Source organism: Tunturiibacter lichenicola (assembly GCF_051013355.1).
Classification (GTDB): Bacteria; Acidobacteriota; Terriglobia; order Terriglobales; family Acidobacteriaceae; genus Edaphobacter; species Edaphobacter lichenicola_F.
On record NZ_CP132944.1, the window covers coordinates 2492319 to 2508304 of the forward strand.

General features: G+C 57.0%; 12 protein-coding genes. 9 read left to right on the forward strand and 3 right to left on the reverse strand.

Annotation, left to right across the window (positions count from 1 at the left end; all coding sequences use genetic code 11):
• Positions 1 to 19: 19 nt before the first annotated feature.
• The 3 genes from RBB82_RS10715 to RBB82_RS10725 all read left to right on the forward strand — a co-directional run bounded on the left by RBB82_RS10715 (position 20) and on the right by RBB82_RS10725 (position 4922).
• Positions 20 to 1909: a beta-L-arabinofuranosidase domain-containing protein gene (locus RBB82_RS10715; RefSeq protein WP_433975120.1), complete on the forward strand. Its 1890-nt coding sequence runs from the start codon at positions 20 to 22 to the stop codon at positions 1907 to 1909.
• A gap of 72 nt (positions 1910 to 1981) precedes the next feature.
• A complete protein-coding gene (locus tag RBB82_RS10720) occupies positions 1982 to 3016 on the forward strand; it encodes an aldo/keto reductase (protein WP_433975121.1) in 1035 nt (344 codons plus the stop codon).
• Between the two features lie 76 nt (positions 3017 to 3092).
• Positions 3093 to 4922: a glycoside hydrolase family 35 protein gene (locus RBB82_RS10725; RefSeq protein WP_433975122.1), complete on the forward strand. Its 1830-nt coding sequence runs from the start codon at positions 3093 to 3095 to the stop codon at positions 4920 to 4922.
• Positions 4923 to 5005: 83 nt separating this feature from the next.
• Here RBB82_RS10725 and RBB82_RS10730 read toward each other — a convergent pair whose 3' ends face one another.
• The gene (locus tag RBB82_RS10730; RefSeq protein WP_433975123.1) at positions 5006 to 6625 is read right to left on the reverse strand and encodes an outer membrane beta-barrel protein; all 1620 of its coding nucleotides are present in this window, start codon (positions 6623 to 6625) and stop codon (positions 5006 to 5008) included.
• Between the two features lie 309 nt (positions 6626 to 6934).
• Complete coding sequence (locus RBB82_RS10735; protein ID WP_433975124.1) at positions 6935 to 8605, reverse strand: DHA2 family efflux MFS transporter permease subunit; 1671 nt, start codon at positions 8603 to 8605, stop codon at positions 6935 to 6937.
• Positions 8606 to 8743: 138 nt separating this feature from the next.
• Here RBB82_RS10735 and RBB82_RS10740 point away from each other — a divergent pair, with 138 nt between their 5' ends.
• The 3 genes from RBB82_RS10740 (at position 8744) to RBB82_RS10750 (ending at position 11980) form a co-directional block, all read left to right on the forward strand.
• Positions 8744 to 9376 carry an FMN-binding negative transcriptional regulator gene (locus tag RBB82_RS10740; protein WP_433975125.1) on the forward strand — a complete coding sequence of 211 codons (633 nt, stop codon included), beginning with the start codon at positions 8744 to 8746 and terminating at the stop codon, positions 9374 to 9376.
• Between the two features lie 78 nt (positions 9377 to 9454).
• The gene (locus tag RBB82_RS10745) at positions 9455 to 11098 is read left to right on the forward strand and encodes a M1 family metallopeptidase (protein ID WP_433975364.1); all 1644 of its coding nucleotides are present in this window, start codon (positions 9455 to 9457) and stop codon (positions 11096 to 11098) included.
• A 102-nt stretch (positions 11099 to 11200) separates the two neighbouring features.
• Positions 11201 to 11980 (forward strand): zinc ribbon domain-containing protein, encoded by a 780-nt coding sequence (locus tag RBB82_RS10750; protein ID WP_433975126.1) that lies wholly within the window; start codon positions 11201 to 11203, stop codon positions 11978 to 11980.
• Between the two features lie 5 nt (positions 11981 to 11985).
• On the opposite strand, the gene RBB82_RS10755 is transcribed toward RBB82_RS10750, so the two are convergent.
• Positions 11986 to 12603, reverse strand: coding sequence for a TMEM175 family protein (locus RBB82_RS10755; protein ID WP_433975127.1), 618 nt, complete (start codon positions 12601 to 12603; stop codon positions 11986 to 11988).
• A gap of 100 nt (positions 12604 to 12703) precedes the next feature.
• On the opposite strand from RBB82_RS10755, the gene RBB82_RS10760 reads away from it, so the two are divergent.
• The 3 genes from RBB82_RS10760 (at position 12704) to RBB82_RS10770 (ending at position 15872) form a co-directional block, all read left to right on the forward strand.
• Positions 12704 to 14893, forward strand: coding sequence for a molybdopterin-containing oxidoreductase family protein (locus RBB82_RS10760; RefSeq protein WP_433975128.1), 2190 nt, complete (start codon positions 12704 to 12706; stop codon positions 14891 to 14893).
• A 136-nt stretch (positions 14894 to 15029) separates the two neighbouring features.
• A complete protein-coding gene (locus tag RBB82_RS10765) occupies positions 15030 to 15617 on the forward strand; it encodes a cysteine dioxygenase (protein ID WP_433975129.1) in 588 nt (195 codons plus the stop codon).
• A gap of 69 nt (positions 15618 to 15686) precedes the next feature.
• Positions 15687 to 15872, forward strand: a complete 186-nt coding sequence (locus RBB82_RS10770) for a CPXCG motif-containing cysteine-rich protein (protein ID WP_260735649.1) — start codon at positions 15687 to 15689, stop codon at positions 15870 to 15872.
• Positions 15873 to 15986: the final 114 nt, after the last annotated feature.

The following is a 15986-nucleotide window of genomic DNA, read 5'->3' on the forward strand; positions in this document are numbered from 1 at the left end:
GTAGGCGGACAATGTTGGGATGAACTCGGAGATCTCCAGGCGCGACGTCTTGCGGGGTGGGGCTGCTGTCATCACTGGTGGAGCGCTTCAGCGGATGGGGTTCGCTGCCGGGGTTGACGCGGCAAGGGGTGCCCGACCGCTGGAGGAGGTTAGTTACGACCAGGTAAGGCTGAAAAGCCCATTGCATCTGGCACAGCTGGAGAACGTGCGCTCTGTGCTGATGGGGTTAAGCGACGATAGTCTGCTCATGCCGTTTCGCAAGATGGTGGGCCAGGATACGCCGGGTGACGATATCGGCGGGTGGTACCAGTACCGGGCGAACTATGACTACAGGAAAGACGACGCCGGGTTGGCCCCAAGCGCTACCTTTGGCCAGTGGGTATCGGCTTTGTCGCGGATGGGCGCGATTACGGGGGACCGGTCGTTGGGCGAGCGGGCAGTTCGGCTGAACCGGCTATACGCGCAGACGATTTCGACGGAATATTTTGCGAAGAACCGTTTTCCGGCCTACTGCTTCGACAAGCTGGCGTGCGGCTTGATGGATGCGCATCGGTTGGCCGGTGATAACGATGCATTAGAGATTCTGGAGCGTACACGCAAGGCGGCGTTGCCAGAGTTGCCGGGACGCGCTGTGGATAGAGAGGTCGTATGGCGGCAGGGAAAAGACATTTCCTGGACCTGGGACGAAAGCTACACGCTGCCTGAGAATTTGTATCTCGTTTCGGCACAAATGGGAGTCGAGGGATCTGTCTATCGCGAGATGGCTGGAGCTTATCTGGATGACACAACCTACTTCGATCCCCTTGCGCGCGGTGAGAACGTGCTGGGAGGCAGGCACGCATACAGTTATGTGAATGCGCTGTGTTCGGCGATGCAGGCATACATGGTCGGGGGGAGCGAAAAGCATCTGCGAGCGGCAAAAAATGCGTTCGACATGCTGACGTCTCAGAGTTTTGCGACTGGTGGGTGGGGACCGGATGAGATGCTGCAGGCGCCGGGATCGGGAAAGGTATTCGCGAGCCTCGCAAAGAGTCACAACAGCTTCGAGACACCGTGCGGAGCTTACGCTCACATGAAGCTGACTCGCTATCTGCTGCGCTGCACGCGAGACGGGCGGTACGGGGACAGCATGGAGCAGGTGATGTACAACACGGTGCTGGGGGCGATGCCGCTGCAGCCCGATGGACGCGCCTTCTACTATTCGGACTATCATTCGCGTCCTAAGGCAGCTGCCGACTCTCTCCAAATCTCTTCGAATCAGGAGCCGATCTCCGCAGCGGAGCGGGTTTATTCGAACCATCGCTGGCCCTGCTGCTCAGGAACGCTGCCACAGGTCGTGGCAGACTACTGGATCAATGGCTACTTTCGTGAGCCGGGAGCGGTTTGGGTGAATCTCTATCTACCGTCCGTACTGCACTGGACCGAAGGCGAGGCCAAGGTTGAGATGGAACTGGATGGGACATATCCAGATACGCCGGAAGTTCGCCTGCGTATGAAGACTTCGCAGCCGATTGGGTTTTCACTCAAACTGCGGATCCCTGCCTGGGCTGATGGGGCAACCGCACAGGTGAATGGACGTTCGGCTTCATTGAAGGCGGTGGCCGGGTTCGCCACGATTCGACGCAAATGGCGTACTGGCGATGTCGTGACGTTGGTCTTGCCAATGAGGCCGCGGATTGAGGTATTGGATCAGGCGCATCCCGAGACCGCTGCAGTCATGTTCGGGCCGAGAGTGCTGTTTGCGCTGGCAACGGATCCCGTGGTGACGAGCAGGGCGAATGTTCTTGCTGTACGGCAAGCCGGTGCAAGCGAGTGGAGGATGGAGGCTGCACACGGTCCGGTCAATCTGGTGCCATTCACCTCAGTCGGAGACCGAAAGTATTTAACTTATATTCAAGTGGTTGGTTAGGTGGCTGACAATGAACGGCAGCGACGCGTAAAAATTTATAAACGGAGAGGGCGGCGGCAGCATCCAAATTCTATGGAATATAGACAGCTTGGTAAATCAGGTTTTAAGGTGCCGGAGCTTTGCTTCGGTGCAGGAACATTTGGGACGAAGGGCGAGTTCTTTGAAGCCTGGGGTAAGACGTCTGAAGACGAGGCGAAGCGAATCATCGACATCTGTATGGATGCGGGGTTGAACTTCTTCGATACGGCCGACATCTATTCGAATGGCGGTAGCGAGACGGCGCTGGGTAAGGCGATCAAACACCACAAGCGCAAGGATGTGCTGATTTCGACCAAGTCCACGTTCCGCTTTGGTGATGGGCCAAACGATGTCGGGTCGAGCCGGTATCACTTGATCCAGTCTGTGCAGCGGAGTTTGAAGCGCCTGGGGACAGACTACATTGATGTGTACCACCTGCATGGGTTCGATGCGACGACGCCGGTGGAGGAGACGCTGAATACCCTCGACAAGATGGTGCGCGAGGGCATGATTCGATATATCGCGTGCTCGAATTTTTCGGGCTGGCATCTCATGAAATCACTCAGTGTGAGCGAGCGGTATGGCTGGTCAAAGTATGTTGGACACCAGGTGTACTACTCCCTGGTTGGCCGCGACTATGAGTGGGAGTTGATGCCGCTTGCCGTGGACCAGGGCGTTGGAGCGTTGGTCTGGTCGCCGCTTGGATGGGGCAGGCTGACGGGCAGGATTCGCCGCGAAACTGGAATTCCGAAGGACAGCCGTCTCAACACCAAAGTGGTGGTTGATATTGGGCCGCAGGTTCCTGAGGAGTACCTTTACAAGGTCGTAGACGCGCTGGATGAGGTCGCGGAAGAGACAGGCAAGACGGTTGCGCAGATTGCCCTGAACTGGCTGCTGCGCCGGCCTACCGTGTCGACGCTGATCATTGGCGCACGCAACGAGGAACAGTTGAAGGCAAATCTCGGAGCTGTTGGCTGGAAGCTGACTCCGGAACAGATCGCCAAGCTGGATGAGGCGAGCAAAGTTCCCCTGGGCTATCCGTACTGGCATCAGGCGCAGTTTGCGGAACGTAATCCCTTCCCGGTTTAAACGCGTAGAATTGGCGTTGTTTTAGAGGCTCGCAGTCATTGCGGGCCTCTGCCAATTTAGTACCTGCGAGGGTTGAATGCGCCGAAGACTTTCTGCGTTGGTGTTGTTTTGTTTCTTAGCTTTTGTTCGTGGCTACGTGCAGGCTCAGCAGGCGCACCAGTTCGCGGTAGATGGCGATCACTATGTGCTCGATGGAAAGCCGTTTCAGGTGATCTCTGGAGAGATGCACTATCCGCGAATCCCGCGGGCGTACTGGCGCGAGCGTCTTCGCATGGCGAAGGCGATGGGGTTGAACACAATTACGACCTACGTCTTCTGGAACGTGCACGAGCCACGGCCAGGGGAGTACGACTTCTCCGGGAACAACGATGTTGTGGAGTTCGTGCGCGAGGCGCAGCAGGAGGGACTCTATGTGATCCTGCGCCCTGGACCGTATGTATGCGCCGAGTGGGAGTTTGGCGGATTTCCGGCGTGGCTACTGAAGGATCACGACATGGTGGTGCGCACCGGCGATCCGAAGTTCATTGCTGCGGTTGCTCGATGGACGACACGGCTTGGTAAAGAGCTTGCTCCGCTGCAGATAGGAAACGGTGGACCGATCATTCTTACGCAGGTGGAGAATGAGTATGGTTCGTTTGGCGATGACCACTCCTACATGGAGCAGATTCATAAGCTGTTGGTCGATGCGGGATTTACGAAATCGCAACTTTATACCGCGGATGGACCTGAACAAGCCCCTGCCGGCTCGTTGCCGGAGCTCCCGGTTGCAATCAACTTTGGTGGTGAGCACGATAGCGACGCGAAGGCGGCATTTGCAACGCTGAAAAAGTTTCGCCCGAGTGGCCCCTCGTTCAACAGTGAGTATTGGGCTGGATGGTTCGATCATTGGGGCGGCAAACACGCAGAGACAAACGCTGACAACCAGGCCGCGAATCTGCAGTGGATGTTGTCGCATGGCTATTCGGTGAGCTTTTATATGTTTCATGGCGGAACCAGCTTTGGCTGGATGAACGGCGCGAACAGCGATGGGAAGGGCAGCTATGAGCCGGACGTAACGAGCTACAACTACGACGCTGCGCTGGATGAGAGTGGCAGGCCAGTTCCAAAGTACTTTGTGTTTCGCGATCTGATTGCAAAGGCGACTGACGTTGCCGCTCCGCCTGTTCCGACGATCGCACCGGCGATCCGTACTCCCGAGGCGAAGATGATGGAGGCCGCCTCGCTATGGAAAAATCTCCCCGCGCCGATCCACTCCGAGCAGGTTTTGAGCATGGAGGATGTGGATCAGGCGTATGGATACATTCTGTACCGCACCACGTTGAAGGGAGCGACCAGTGGGGAACTTGTGCTCGACCAGCTACACAGTTACGCGTTGATCTATGTGGATGGCAAATTGGTTGGCACGCTGGATCGAAGGTTGAAGCAGGATCGTCTTACGCTTCCTGCTGCCGGTAAGAATGCTCGTCTGGATATTCTGGTGGAAAACACTGGCCGGGTTAACTTCGGCAAGTCAATCGGTGGCGAACGTGCCGGTATTACCAGGCAGGTGACACTGGCCGGTGGTGCACTTACTGGCTGGGAGATCTATCCGTTACCCATGCAGGACATTGCCGGGTTGAAGTTTTCGAAGGAGCCTTGCGAAGGTGCATGTTTCTATCGGACGTACTTCGATCTGAAGACGGTTGGCGATACCTTTCTCGATACCAGCGAGTTTACGAAGGGGGAGCTTTGGCTTAACGGCCATGCGCTGGGCCGGATCTGGAATGTCGGCCCTCAGAAGACGCTGTACGCACCGGCTCCGTGGATGGTCGAAGGTAAGAATGACGTGGTGGTCTTCGATCTTCAGGGAAGAATGGGAGCCGCTCTTCGCGGCTTGGACAAGCCAGTGCTTGGATCAACGAAGTAGCTCTGCGACGACGAGTGAATTTAAAAAAAGGCCTGCGGTAATTACCGCAGGCCTTAATGTTACGTGGGGTAGTGCGTTGACTGTTAGAACTTCACAAGGAAGGCGCCAGTGATACGGTTTTCGCTGTTGCGAAGATCGGGATTCCAGCCAGGCACAAGAGAGCCCGGAGCTCCGGTGTTTCCTCCGGGAGGCGTTACACCTCCGGGGCCGCTGAAGTACGGCACGTTGGCCGCACGGTGGTTGTATTCCAGCCGATAGGTGAAGTACTGGCTGGGCATGTAGTCTGTCGTGACGGAGACGTCCCACGCCTTATATGGATCCCCTGGGTTCTCTGTGAAATACGGTGTTCCAGAGGCCGCAGTCGCTCCATTGATCGGCGGTAACAACACGAGATAGCGGCCGGGGTTATTGATGCGTCCTCCGCCAATCGTCAAGGCGTAACGATCCCGATCGAACCACAAGCGGTTGTAAGCCATGAAGCCGAGGAAGCTCTGCTTGGGGCCAGTCTTGCCATTACCGAAGCAGCTTACACCGCCTCCGCTCTCGCAACCCGCGTCTCCGGTGAGTGAGGCCGCGGCCTTGCTGATGAATGAGTCGTGCCGTTCGTAATACTTGTACTGAACGCTGTCGTCGGTGTGGTAGCGGGTACGGGAAGGTATGCCGAGAGCGTCTTCGCCATAGCCGTACTGGTTGCCAACGATCGACCAGTTACCGTTGGGCCGGTACAGGATCTGTCCGCCGAGACCGGGCCGATTGTTGAACCGGCCATACGACTGCCATCCATTGATGAACCACGGTTCGATCTTCAACTTCGCCGTTGGAAACCACTGCACACGCACGCCGTTGAAGAACCAGGGAGTGTTGGACGATACATACGACGGCTGATACGCCCAGTTGTCGAACTGGTAGTAGGAGAAGAGTCCAACGTAGGACATGAAGATACCGGCGTCTACGTTGATTCCGTGTTGAACGTTGAAGTGATACCCGCCATAAGCTTCTGAGAGATAGCGATATGCATCTGCCAGGTTCCACTGTCCGCGTGCAGTGCTTGCATCGTTGCGCGGAGTGGTCTGGGAGTAGAGGCCAAACTGCGTCATAACGCGAGCGCGCACGTTGTCGTAGTGAAAGTCGCCACCGACTCCGAGTTGAGTCAACTGCACTTCACTTGAGCGGAAGATTTCGCTCGACCCGCTGATCGTATCGTCCTGAGGATGGCGAAAGTCGTACGTATAGTTCGCGTCCGAACGTATCTCCGGAGTGAAGAACTTGGTTGCATATGGCGTATCTTTCGTCCGGGCATTGCCAGTTAGCCATGTGAAATCGGCAAAGGCGAACGGCTCCGAGTGGGGATTAGACGGGTCGGTGCTCTCAGGCTCCGCCTCGCTGAGGTCGGATGAGGTAACAGAGGCCTTTGGTGTGGTGGTGTGATGCGTCTCCGGCGCGACGGAGCTGGATTGCTTGAGATCCATCAGCTCTTTCTGGATCTCCTCCAGCTTGTCCTGTAGTTGCTGGATCTTTTGATCCTGTGATGTCTGCTTCGAGGTCGTCTGATTCTGGACTGTCCCGGTCTCTTCCACTGCGGTCCGCAGATCAGCGATCTGGGTCTGTGCCCCAAGATCTCGCGCACTCAACGTCAGGCCTACTCCAAAGGTAAATCCAATCAGTCCGAGTCGTTGAACGCGTGACTTCATTGTTGTTTTCACTGGTGCTTCTCCATTCCTGGCGGCCACAGCCGACGCGAGGAATAGCATGGCTGCAGGACGCCTATGTCCAGAGCCTAATGAGAGCCACATAATGAATTCGTCAAGAAGTCATATCTAATCCATAAAGATGCCGTCTGTATCTGAATGGTGCGTGTTTCACAACGGGCGAACAAGACTCTACTCTGGTCGGAATTGTCCTGCACAACGGTGCCTACCAAGTGCCTGAGATATCTTGGGTTTGGGAAGCGTGCTCTGACTTTTGACGGACTTATTGAATCGACGCGAACTACGGTGTCGGTTTCCCTGGTTTTAGTGGCCGGCGGATGCGCTGGCGTGCTTCGGCGGGCGAGGAATGAAGAAGAGTAGCGGCAACATGCACGCGCAGAAGATCGCCATGTACTGGATGATGTCGAGATAGGCGAGCATGCCCGACTGGCGGTGCAGCTCGTTGTAGAGATAGGCCTGGGCAGTGTGCGAGCCGGTGCCTGTCATCGGGTTACCGCTGGTGTGACCGCCAAATATGCCCTTCAGCTTCGCCACGCGGTCCATGAAGGCCTGGTTCCCCGAGGTGAGGTTGCGAACCATGTGGGTCTCGTGCGCCGCTGAGCGGCGTGTCAACATCGTAGCGACAAACGCCGTTCCGACTGATCCGCCAATGTTACGCGCGAGGTTGGTCAAACCGGAGACGTCGTTATTTTCGGACTGCTTCACGCCGATGTACGCGATGGTGTTGATCGGAATGAAGAGGAACGCGAGGCCCGACGCCTGGAAGCAGCGCACGAAGACGAGATACCCATAGCTCACGCCGAGGTTGAGCGTGTGCATCGTGATGAGTGACAACGTCAGCATGACAAAGCCATAGCCGATGAGCTTCCGTGGATCGACCTTGCCGACGAGAATACCGACGATCGGCATCATGCACATCATCATCAGGCCAGCGGGTGAAAGGACGAGACCAGCAAGCTCTGCAGTGTAGCCCAGCAGGGTTTGCACGAACTGTGGGATCAGGATCGTCGTGCCGTAGAGCGAGAAGCCCAGCACAAACATCAGGAGGAAACTGATAGCGAAGTTGCGTCGTTTGAAGAGTGTGAGATTGAGAATGGGCCGATGGCCTTCACGAAGCTGTTTGAGCTCCCACCAGATCATCGCGATGAACGCCACGACCATGGCGACAGCGAAGAACGTGATGAGGTGAGAGGAGAACCAGTCGTCCTCCTGTCCCTTGTCGAGGATGAACTCGAGCGAGCCGAAGGTGAGGCCAAGCAGACCGAAGCCGAGAAAGTCGAGCTTGATCCCGCCCTTCTGCGACAGAGCAACCTGCTTCTTCACGTACGGCGGGTCTTCCACGATGCGCGAGGTTAAAAAGAGAGATATCAGGCAGATGGGGACGTTGAGGAAGAAGATCCAGCGCCAGTCGAAGTTGTCGGTGATGTAGCCGCCCAGCGTTGGGCCAATGGCGGGAGCGCAGACTACAGCGAGACCATACATGGCGAAAGCCTGGCCTCGTTTCTCGGGTGGAAAGGTGTCGGCGAGGATAGCCTGTTCCGACGGCGCGAGGCCGCCACCGCCGACGCCCTGCAGAATACGACAGAAGATAAGGATCGGCAGTGACGGCGCAAAGCCACAGAGCGCAGAGCTGATGCCGAAGAGCGCGACGCAGATCATGTAGAACCGTTTGCGTCCGATGAAGGTCGTCATGTAGGCGCCGGCAGGCAGAATAATCGCATTGGCGACCAGATACGCGGTGAGCACCCAGGTGGCCTCGTCCTGCGTCGCGCCAAGGCCGCCCGCGATGTGCGGCAGGGCAACGTTGGCGATGGAGGAGTCGAGCACCTCCATAAATGTGGCCAGCGTGACCGTCATGGCGATGATCCACGGATTGATGCGCGGCCGCCAGGGCTGTTCCACGGTGGTGTGGTGCTCGGGAGTCTGCGCTTTGGGGAGCTCCGCCTCGGGGAGATCTACTAATGTGGTTGCCATGTATGTGGTTTATTCGATTGTATCGAGATAGGCCAAGATTCAGAGATTCTTTCGAGAAACAAGCAATCGTTTGAGCGCCTTGTGTCCAATCTTTGGTGATACGGTTGCAACCGAGAGCTATTTTTTTGAGGAGCGGACATGTACATTCCCCGGGCAAATCAGGAAGATCGCATCCCCGTGATCCACAAGTTGATGGAAGATCAGCCATTTGCGTCTCTCATTACCATGGGAACCTCGGGGTTATTTGCGTCGCATATTCCGATGGTGCTCGAACGCGATGGCACTCCCTTCGGACAGTTAAAGGGTCATATCTCGCGAGCCAACCAGCAGTGGAAGGAGTTCTCTCCCTCAATCGCGGCCCTTGCGATCTTCTCCGGACCACAGCACTACATCACACCTTCGTGGTATCCCGAAAAGGCCAGGACGGCGAAGGTCGTGCCTACATGGAACTATGCGGTCGTTCACGCCTACGGGCATCTCAAGGTCATTGAAGACAGCGAATGGTTGATGGCCCATCTGCAAAGCCTGGTCAGCATTCACGAAGCCAGCTTCCCCGTACCTTGGAAGATAGGAGATGCACCGGCGGACTACGTCGCATCGCAGGTGAAGGGCATCGTCGGGCTCGAAATGGCGATTGAGCGTCTCGAGGGAAAGTGGAAGGTCAGCCAGAACCGCTCGGAGGAGGACCGCGTCGGCGTCGCGGAGGGCCTGACAGATTTAAATACCGACGAGAGTCTGGCGATGAAGGCCCTCGTCGAGCAGCGCCGCTGACCTGCAGCGCAACTCCCGATGAATCGCGGTAGGCTAAATTCAATGTTCAACCATGCTGTTTGGAATCGGCCCTTGCTCGTGTTGTCTCTGCTCGGCGGTCTCTCATCGCCCCTCTTCGCGCAAACATCGCAACCCGCGGCATCCTCGACACTGCTGCCAGTGGTGGTTGAGCCTTCGCATGCGGATCTTCTGCGTGGATCCTATGGGCCGTATCGCGCCAACAACGATCTGCTCTTCTATCGCCTTGATATTCGGGTCGATCCCGAAAAGAAGTTCATCAGCGGCACGAACACAATCCGCTTCAAGATGCTGGAAGACGGGACCCACATTCAGCTCGAGCTCTTCCCTACCCTGCAGATCGACAAGATCGAGATGGGCAAGACTCCGCTGAAGTATCAACGCGACGGCGGGACCTTCTTCGTCGACTTTCCGAAGACACTTCGTACTGGACGCACTTACTCGATCGATGTCCACTACTCAGGAAGTCCAGTGGAGACGGGCCGATTTGGCTGCTTCACCTTCAAGAAAGACACAGCCGGTCATCCCTGGATCAACACCGCCTGCGAAGAGGAAGGCGCCAGCGTCTGGTGGCCGAACAAAGACCAGTGGCGCGACGAACCGCAGGAGGGCATGGAGATTAACGTCGCCGTACCGAACGGACTGATGGATGTCTCGAACGGAAAGTTCGTCGGAAAGAAAGATCTCGGCGACGGCTACACCCGTTGGGACTGGAGGGTGCATTACCCCATCAACAACTACGACGTGGCGCTGAACATCGGCAACTACGTCCACTTTGACGACAAGTTCGAGGGCCTTCCGCTCGACTACTATGTTCTGCCCGAGAGCCTAGAAGGAGCGAAGCGTCAGTTCGCGCAGGTCCCCGGCATGATGAAGGCCTACTACCACTACTTCGGCGAGTACCCCTTCAAGAAAGACGGCTACAAACTCATCGAAGTTCCATATGCGGGCATGGAGCACCAGAGCGCCGTCGCTTACGGCAACCACTTCGCGAACAGCTACCAGGTTCCCGACTGGACCGGCGTCGGCATCAGCCCACGCTTCGACTTCATCATCATTCACGAGAGCGGCCACGAGTGGTTCGGCAACGCCATCACCGCAGCCGACAAGTCCGACATGTGGATCCATGAGGGCTGGACTACCTATCTTGAGTGCCTCTACGTTGAGTACAACTATGGCCACGACGACGAGGTGAAGTACGTCAACTCGCTGAAGAAAAAGGTAAAGAACGTGCGCCCCATCATCTCGGCTCGCGGCACCAACGCCGAGCCGCCACAGGACCAGTACTTCAAAGGCGCTCTCTTCATCAATACCTTGCGAAGTATCGTAGATGACGACGCTCGCTGGTTCGCCCTGATCCACGACTTCTATCAACACTTCAAATATCAGAACATCATGACGGAAGACGTCGTGCAGTACTTCAACCAGCAGACAGGAGTGAACCTGACGCCGGTCTTCGACCAGTATCTGCGACATACGGCGATTCCGACGCTGGAGCTGAAGTTTGACGAGGCCTCAGGCGCAGTTCAATATCGGTGGCAGGCCGACGAAAAAGCCTTCGCCATGCCAGTGCGAGTAGGCTTGAAGCAGAGTTGGGAGACCATTCATCCGACGGCGGATTGGCAGACGATGAAGACGACGTTGACCAAGGATCAGTTCGACGTGGCGACGGATCTGTACTACATCAACGTCAATAAGTTGTAAGGCGCATACTTAACAACAGGTGCGGAGTGGTGCTAGACTGCGAATCTTCCGCTTTAGTTGAGCTTTTTCAACAACCGCAGGTAGTGGAAAGAGAGATACGAGATGCATCCGGACCTTGAGAAGTTGATTGTGCTGCAGGCTCATGATGTTGAAGCCAAACGGCTGCGTGACGAGATGGTTGCGTTGCCGAAGCATGTAGCTGCCCTTGAGACGAAAGCGAAGGCAACACAAGGACAACGTGCTGTCGTGCTCGATCTGATCGCCAAAGAAGAGGCGTTGCGTCGACGTCAGGAGTCCGACGTCAAGGACCAGAAGGCGAAGATTGAGCGGACGCGGAAGCATATGGATCTGGCCACGACCACCGTGCAGGTGACCGCGTTCGAGCACGAGATTGCCTTCGCTCAGACAGAGATCAGCAAGCTCGAGGACGCTGAGATCGAAAGCATGGAACGCAGCGAAGAGCTTGAGGCACAGAAAAAACTTGCCGATGAGGCATTGGCAGATGCGACCGCAACGCTTGACCGCGAGCGCGTTCGGGCGAGCGAGACAGTCGCGCTCGATAAAACTCTTCTGGCTGCAGTAGAAGAGAAGCGGCAGGCTGAGCGTCCCGAGATTGGGGAGGCCGCGCTTTCGATCTACGATCGCGTTGCGAAGGCCAAAGGGACAGCAGTGGCCGAAGCTCTCAATCAAAAATGCATGGCGTGCCAGATGATGGTACGTCCGCAGCGCTGGAACGACCTCCGCGATCGCAGCAACGATGACACTATGATGACCTGCGAGAGCTGCGGCCGGCTGCTGTACTACGATCCTGCACGCGATGCTCCGCAACGCAAAACGGTTCCGGTAGAGAGTATCGCCGCATCGATCATCCGCTCTCTCTAGAGCAGTCAGCCCCGGTCGAAGTGGATGTTGTCGGCAGGCTCGCGAGGCTTGACGCCTGTGGTTGGTGTAATCCATATCACCGTGACCAAGGCACAGAGGCCGAGGGCGACCTGTGGGTGTGCGAAGGCGAGAAACAAGCTGACAACGTAGACGAAGAGTGAATACCAATGTTTGTGCTGGACCGATGTGTCCTGCGCTTCGAGTTTGCCTGCGCTGCGAAGTCGACGGGCGATCGAGAGACGCAGCAGCAGAAAACTGAAACCGGTAATGATCATTGACCCGATGTAGAGGGCAACAGAGAAGGAGTCCAGCTTTTTCTCGAGGACATAGGAGGTGAAGAAGGGCAGCAGTGAGAGGCAAAAGAGAAAGAAGAGGTTGGCATAGAGAATGAGCTCGTCGGCCTCTTCGGTGCGGTGGACGAGGTGGTGGTGGTTGATCCAGTAAATACCAGTGAAAGCAAAGGAGATGGCGTACACCCCGAAGATGGGAAGAACGGCGTAGAGGCCGGCGATGCCGTCCTGATGGGGGACCTTGAGCTCGAGCACCATGATGGTGATGATGACGGCGATGACTCCGTCTGAAAAGGCTTCGAGGCGGGCCGGGCTGGAGACGTGATGAGACATGTGGGGCGTGGCCTCGTCGTGGCTGTGGACTGCAGTCTCCGAGCAGCATACAACGGTATTTCCGTGTAGGACACAGGTGTAACTGCACTAAAATGACAGCATGGAGACAAATCCCACCGAAACAGCTGCGCGTTTGGACGCGACGAAGGTTGTGCATGCGGTTTGTTCGCATGACTGCCCGGACTCGTGCGGCGTACTGGTGACGGTGGATCAGCTCACAGGCCGGGCGGTGAAGGTGCAGGGTGATCCGTCGCATCCGGTAACGCGGGGATTTTTGTGTGGCAAGGTTGCGAAGTACCTGGAGCGGGTGTATTCGCCGGATCGCCTGCTGTATCCGATGCGAAGGAAGAAGGGAGTGCCCAAAGGACCCGCCGGTTATGGCGGAGTGCGTGGGCGTGAGGCGGATGCGTTTGAGCGTATCTCGTGGGATGAAGCTCTCGGCGAGATTGCGGCGCGGCTGACGAAGATCAGTGCGGAGTTTGGACCGGAGAGCGTGCTTCCGTACAGCTATGCCGGGACGATCGGCCAGTTGGGCTATGGATCGATGGACCGAAGGTTCTTTCATCGAATGGGGGCCTCGCAGTTGGCGCGGACGATCTGCGCCGAGGCGGGCGGAGTGGCGCTGAAGAGTGTGTATGGGGTGAAGCTCGGCACGGTCCCGCAGGATTTTGCTCATGCCGGACTCGTAATCGCGTGGGGCGCGAATATTCACGGAAATAACGTGCACCTGTGGCCGTTCATCGAGGAGGCAAGACGCAGAGGCGCGCGGCTGGTGGTGATCGATCCGTACAAGACACGGACAGCTGCGCTGGCCGATGAACATCTGGCGATCAATCCCGGGACCGACGCGGCACTGGCGCTGGGTCTGATGCACGTGATTCTCAGCATGGGACTGGAGGACCGCGAGTACATCGCGGCGTGTACGACCGGCTTTGAGGAGCTGAAGGCGCACGCGCTTCGGCCGGAGTACTCGCCGGAGAGTGTCGCGAAGGCGACAGCGATTGAGGCTGGGACGATTGTGCGGCTGGCGCGAGCGTATGCTGCCGCGGGACGTAAAAATTCGGTGGGTCCGGCTGTGATTCGTCTGAACTATGGAATTCAACGGAGCGAGAACGGTGGAACGGCGGCGCGAGCAGTGTGCATGCTGCCGTTGTTGACGGGCGCGTGGAAGTACAGAGGTGGCGGCCTGCAGCTCTCAACGTCGGGATCGTTTAAATTCAACGAAGATGCGTTACAGATGCCGGAACTGATGCTGGCGAGTCCGCTCGGGCGCGCAGCGCGAGTGGTGAATATGAGCCAGCTGGGGCAGGCGTTGACGTCACTCGGCGGAGATATAAAGGATGGCCCACGTGTGAAGGCGCTCTTTGTGTATAACTCAAATCCTGCAGCGGTGGCACCGAATCAAAACGATGTCCTGCACGGGATGCTTCGTGAGGATCTGTTCACTGTAGTGCATGAGCAGTTCTTCACCGACACGACCGACTACGCCGATGTGTTGCTGCCCGCGCCAACGTTTCTTGAGGTAAAGGATGTGCAGGGTGCCTATGGTCATCTGTTTGTGCAGGTGAATAACCGGGCGATTGCGCCGCTCGGCGAGGCTCGGAGCAACGTCGCGATGTTTGGCGAGTTGGGACGGCGAATGGGTTTTGGAGAGGCTTGCTTCGACGATCGCGAGGACGCGATGATCGATCAGGCGCTGGATACGGCCGACCCATGGCTTGCGGGAATTACGCGGGAACAACTCGAGCGGGTGGGTCATATCCCGTTGCAGATGCCAGTCAATGCGAATGGCGAGGTGCTTCCGTTCAGTACGGCGGAGTGGTTCAGGACACCGAGCGGACGTGGTGAGCTGACGCCGGTGCCCGTGTTTGCTGCACCGACGGAGTCGCGGGCGAATGCGGCGAAGGGAGCGTATCCGCTGGAGTTTCTGCCGCGCAAGGCGGACAACTATATGAACTCGACCTTTGCGAATATTCCGCTGCATCAGCGGATGGAGGCGCGGACGGCGGGTGTGTTGGAGATGCATGCGACGGATGCAGCGTCACGCAAAATCTCCACCGGCGATGCGGTTGAAGTGTTCAACGGCCGGGGGAGCATTACGCTGCGCGCTCTGGTGAATGCGCAGGTCTCCGCGGGCGTGGTGGCGGCGCGGTTGGATTGGAATAAGCTCTCTGCCGATGGTGTGAATGTAAACGCGCTGACATCGGAGACGCTGACCGATATCGGGGGTGGCGCTACGTTCTATTCGACGTTGGTCGAGGTGCGGAAGGGCCAAGCTGAAATTCGATAGCTCGATGAAGTTGAGGCGGCCATCCTGCGAATCCGAATGAGGTTCGCACAATAGCTGTGTCGCTCATTTACGGCTCTCTTGACTCCCTCATCGCAACCAGCAACAATTCAGATTGGCACTACAGGAGTTGGATTCCATGATCGATATCAGCGCTTTCGCCACCGGGCTTAGCGAAATCCCGGAGGAGCAGTTTACCGACAACGCAGTTCTCGAATACATGCGCGACAATCCCGTCTCGATTGCGAGCCTCGATCCCTACCTATACTTCAACGCCGAGCACTACACTCGAAACCTCATCCTCAACACCCCACTCTTCGATCTCATCGCTATCTGCTGGGACATCGGGCAGAAGAGCAGGATTCACAATCACACGAATCAGCGTTGCTGGATGGGTGTCGCCCTTGGCAAGGTACAGGTGCAGAACTACCACGTCGTCCGTCAGGACCCCGCGACGCGTTTCTGTGAACTCACTCCCACGGATCGCTACGTCATCGACTCCGACCACCCTGCTGAGGTTGATTCCGGCGAGCCAATTCATATTCTCGTCAACCCGCCTGCCTTCGGCTCCCGCGCAGTCACGCTCCATATCTACTCCCGGCCATTCAACGAGTGCGAGGTCTACGACCTCAAATCGAAGAGCTATCAAACGGTAAGCCTGTCCTACACCAGTGAACACGGCCTTCTCACCTCCGACATGACTGTCGAAAAGATGAGTCCTGCCTAGAACCTCCGGCGCGCTCCGGTTCATGAATGCAGAGGGTAAGGTGACAAAAGAGACCAGCGGAGAATAAACATGTTCGCGGCGGGGTTTCAGTGCGCGGGATGCGGAGAGTGGATCGAGACTACGGTCGATGAGTCCGGCGGGTCAAAACAGCAGTACGTCGAGGACTGTCAGGTATGTTGCCAGCCCAATGTGCTGACGGTGCGTTGGGACGGATCGGCTCGGGAGTTTACGATTATGGCGGAGCTGGAAAGTTAGTTGCGGCAGGAGAGCCTTTGCGCTGTTCGATTCGTCAAAACGGAATATAGCTGAATTCAGGCGGGTTGGATCGTGACGGATCTGACCTGAATCAAGGGGCGAACTCGCTAACCG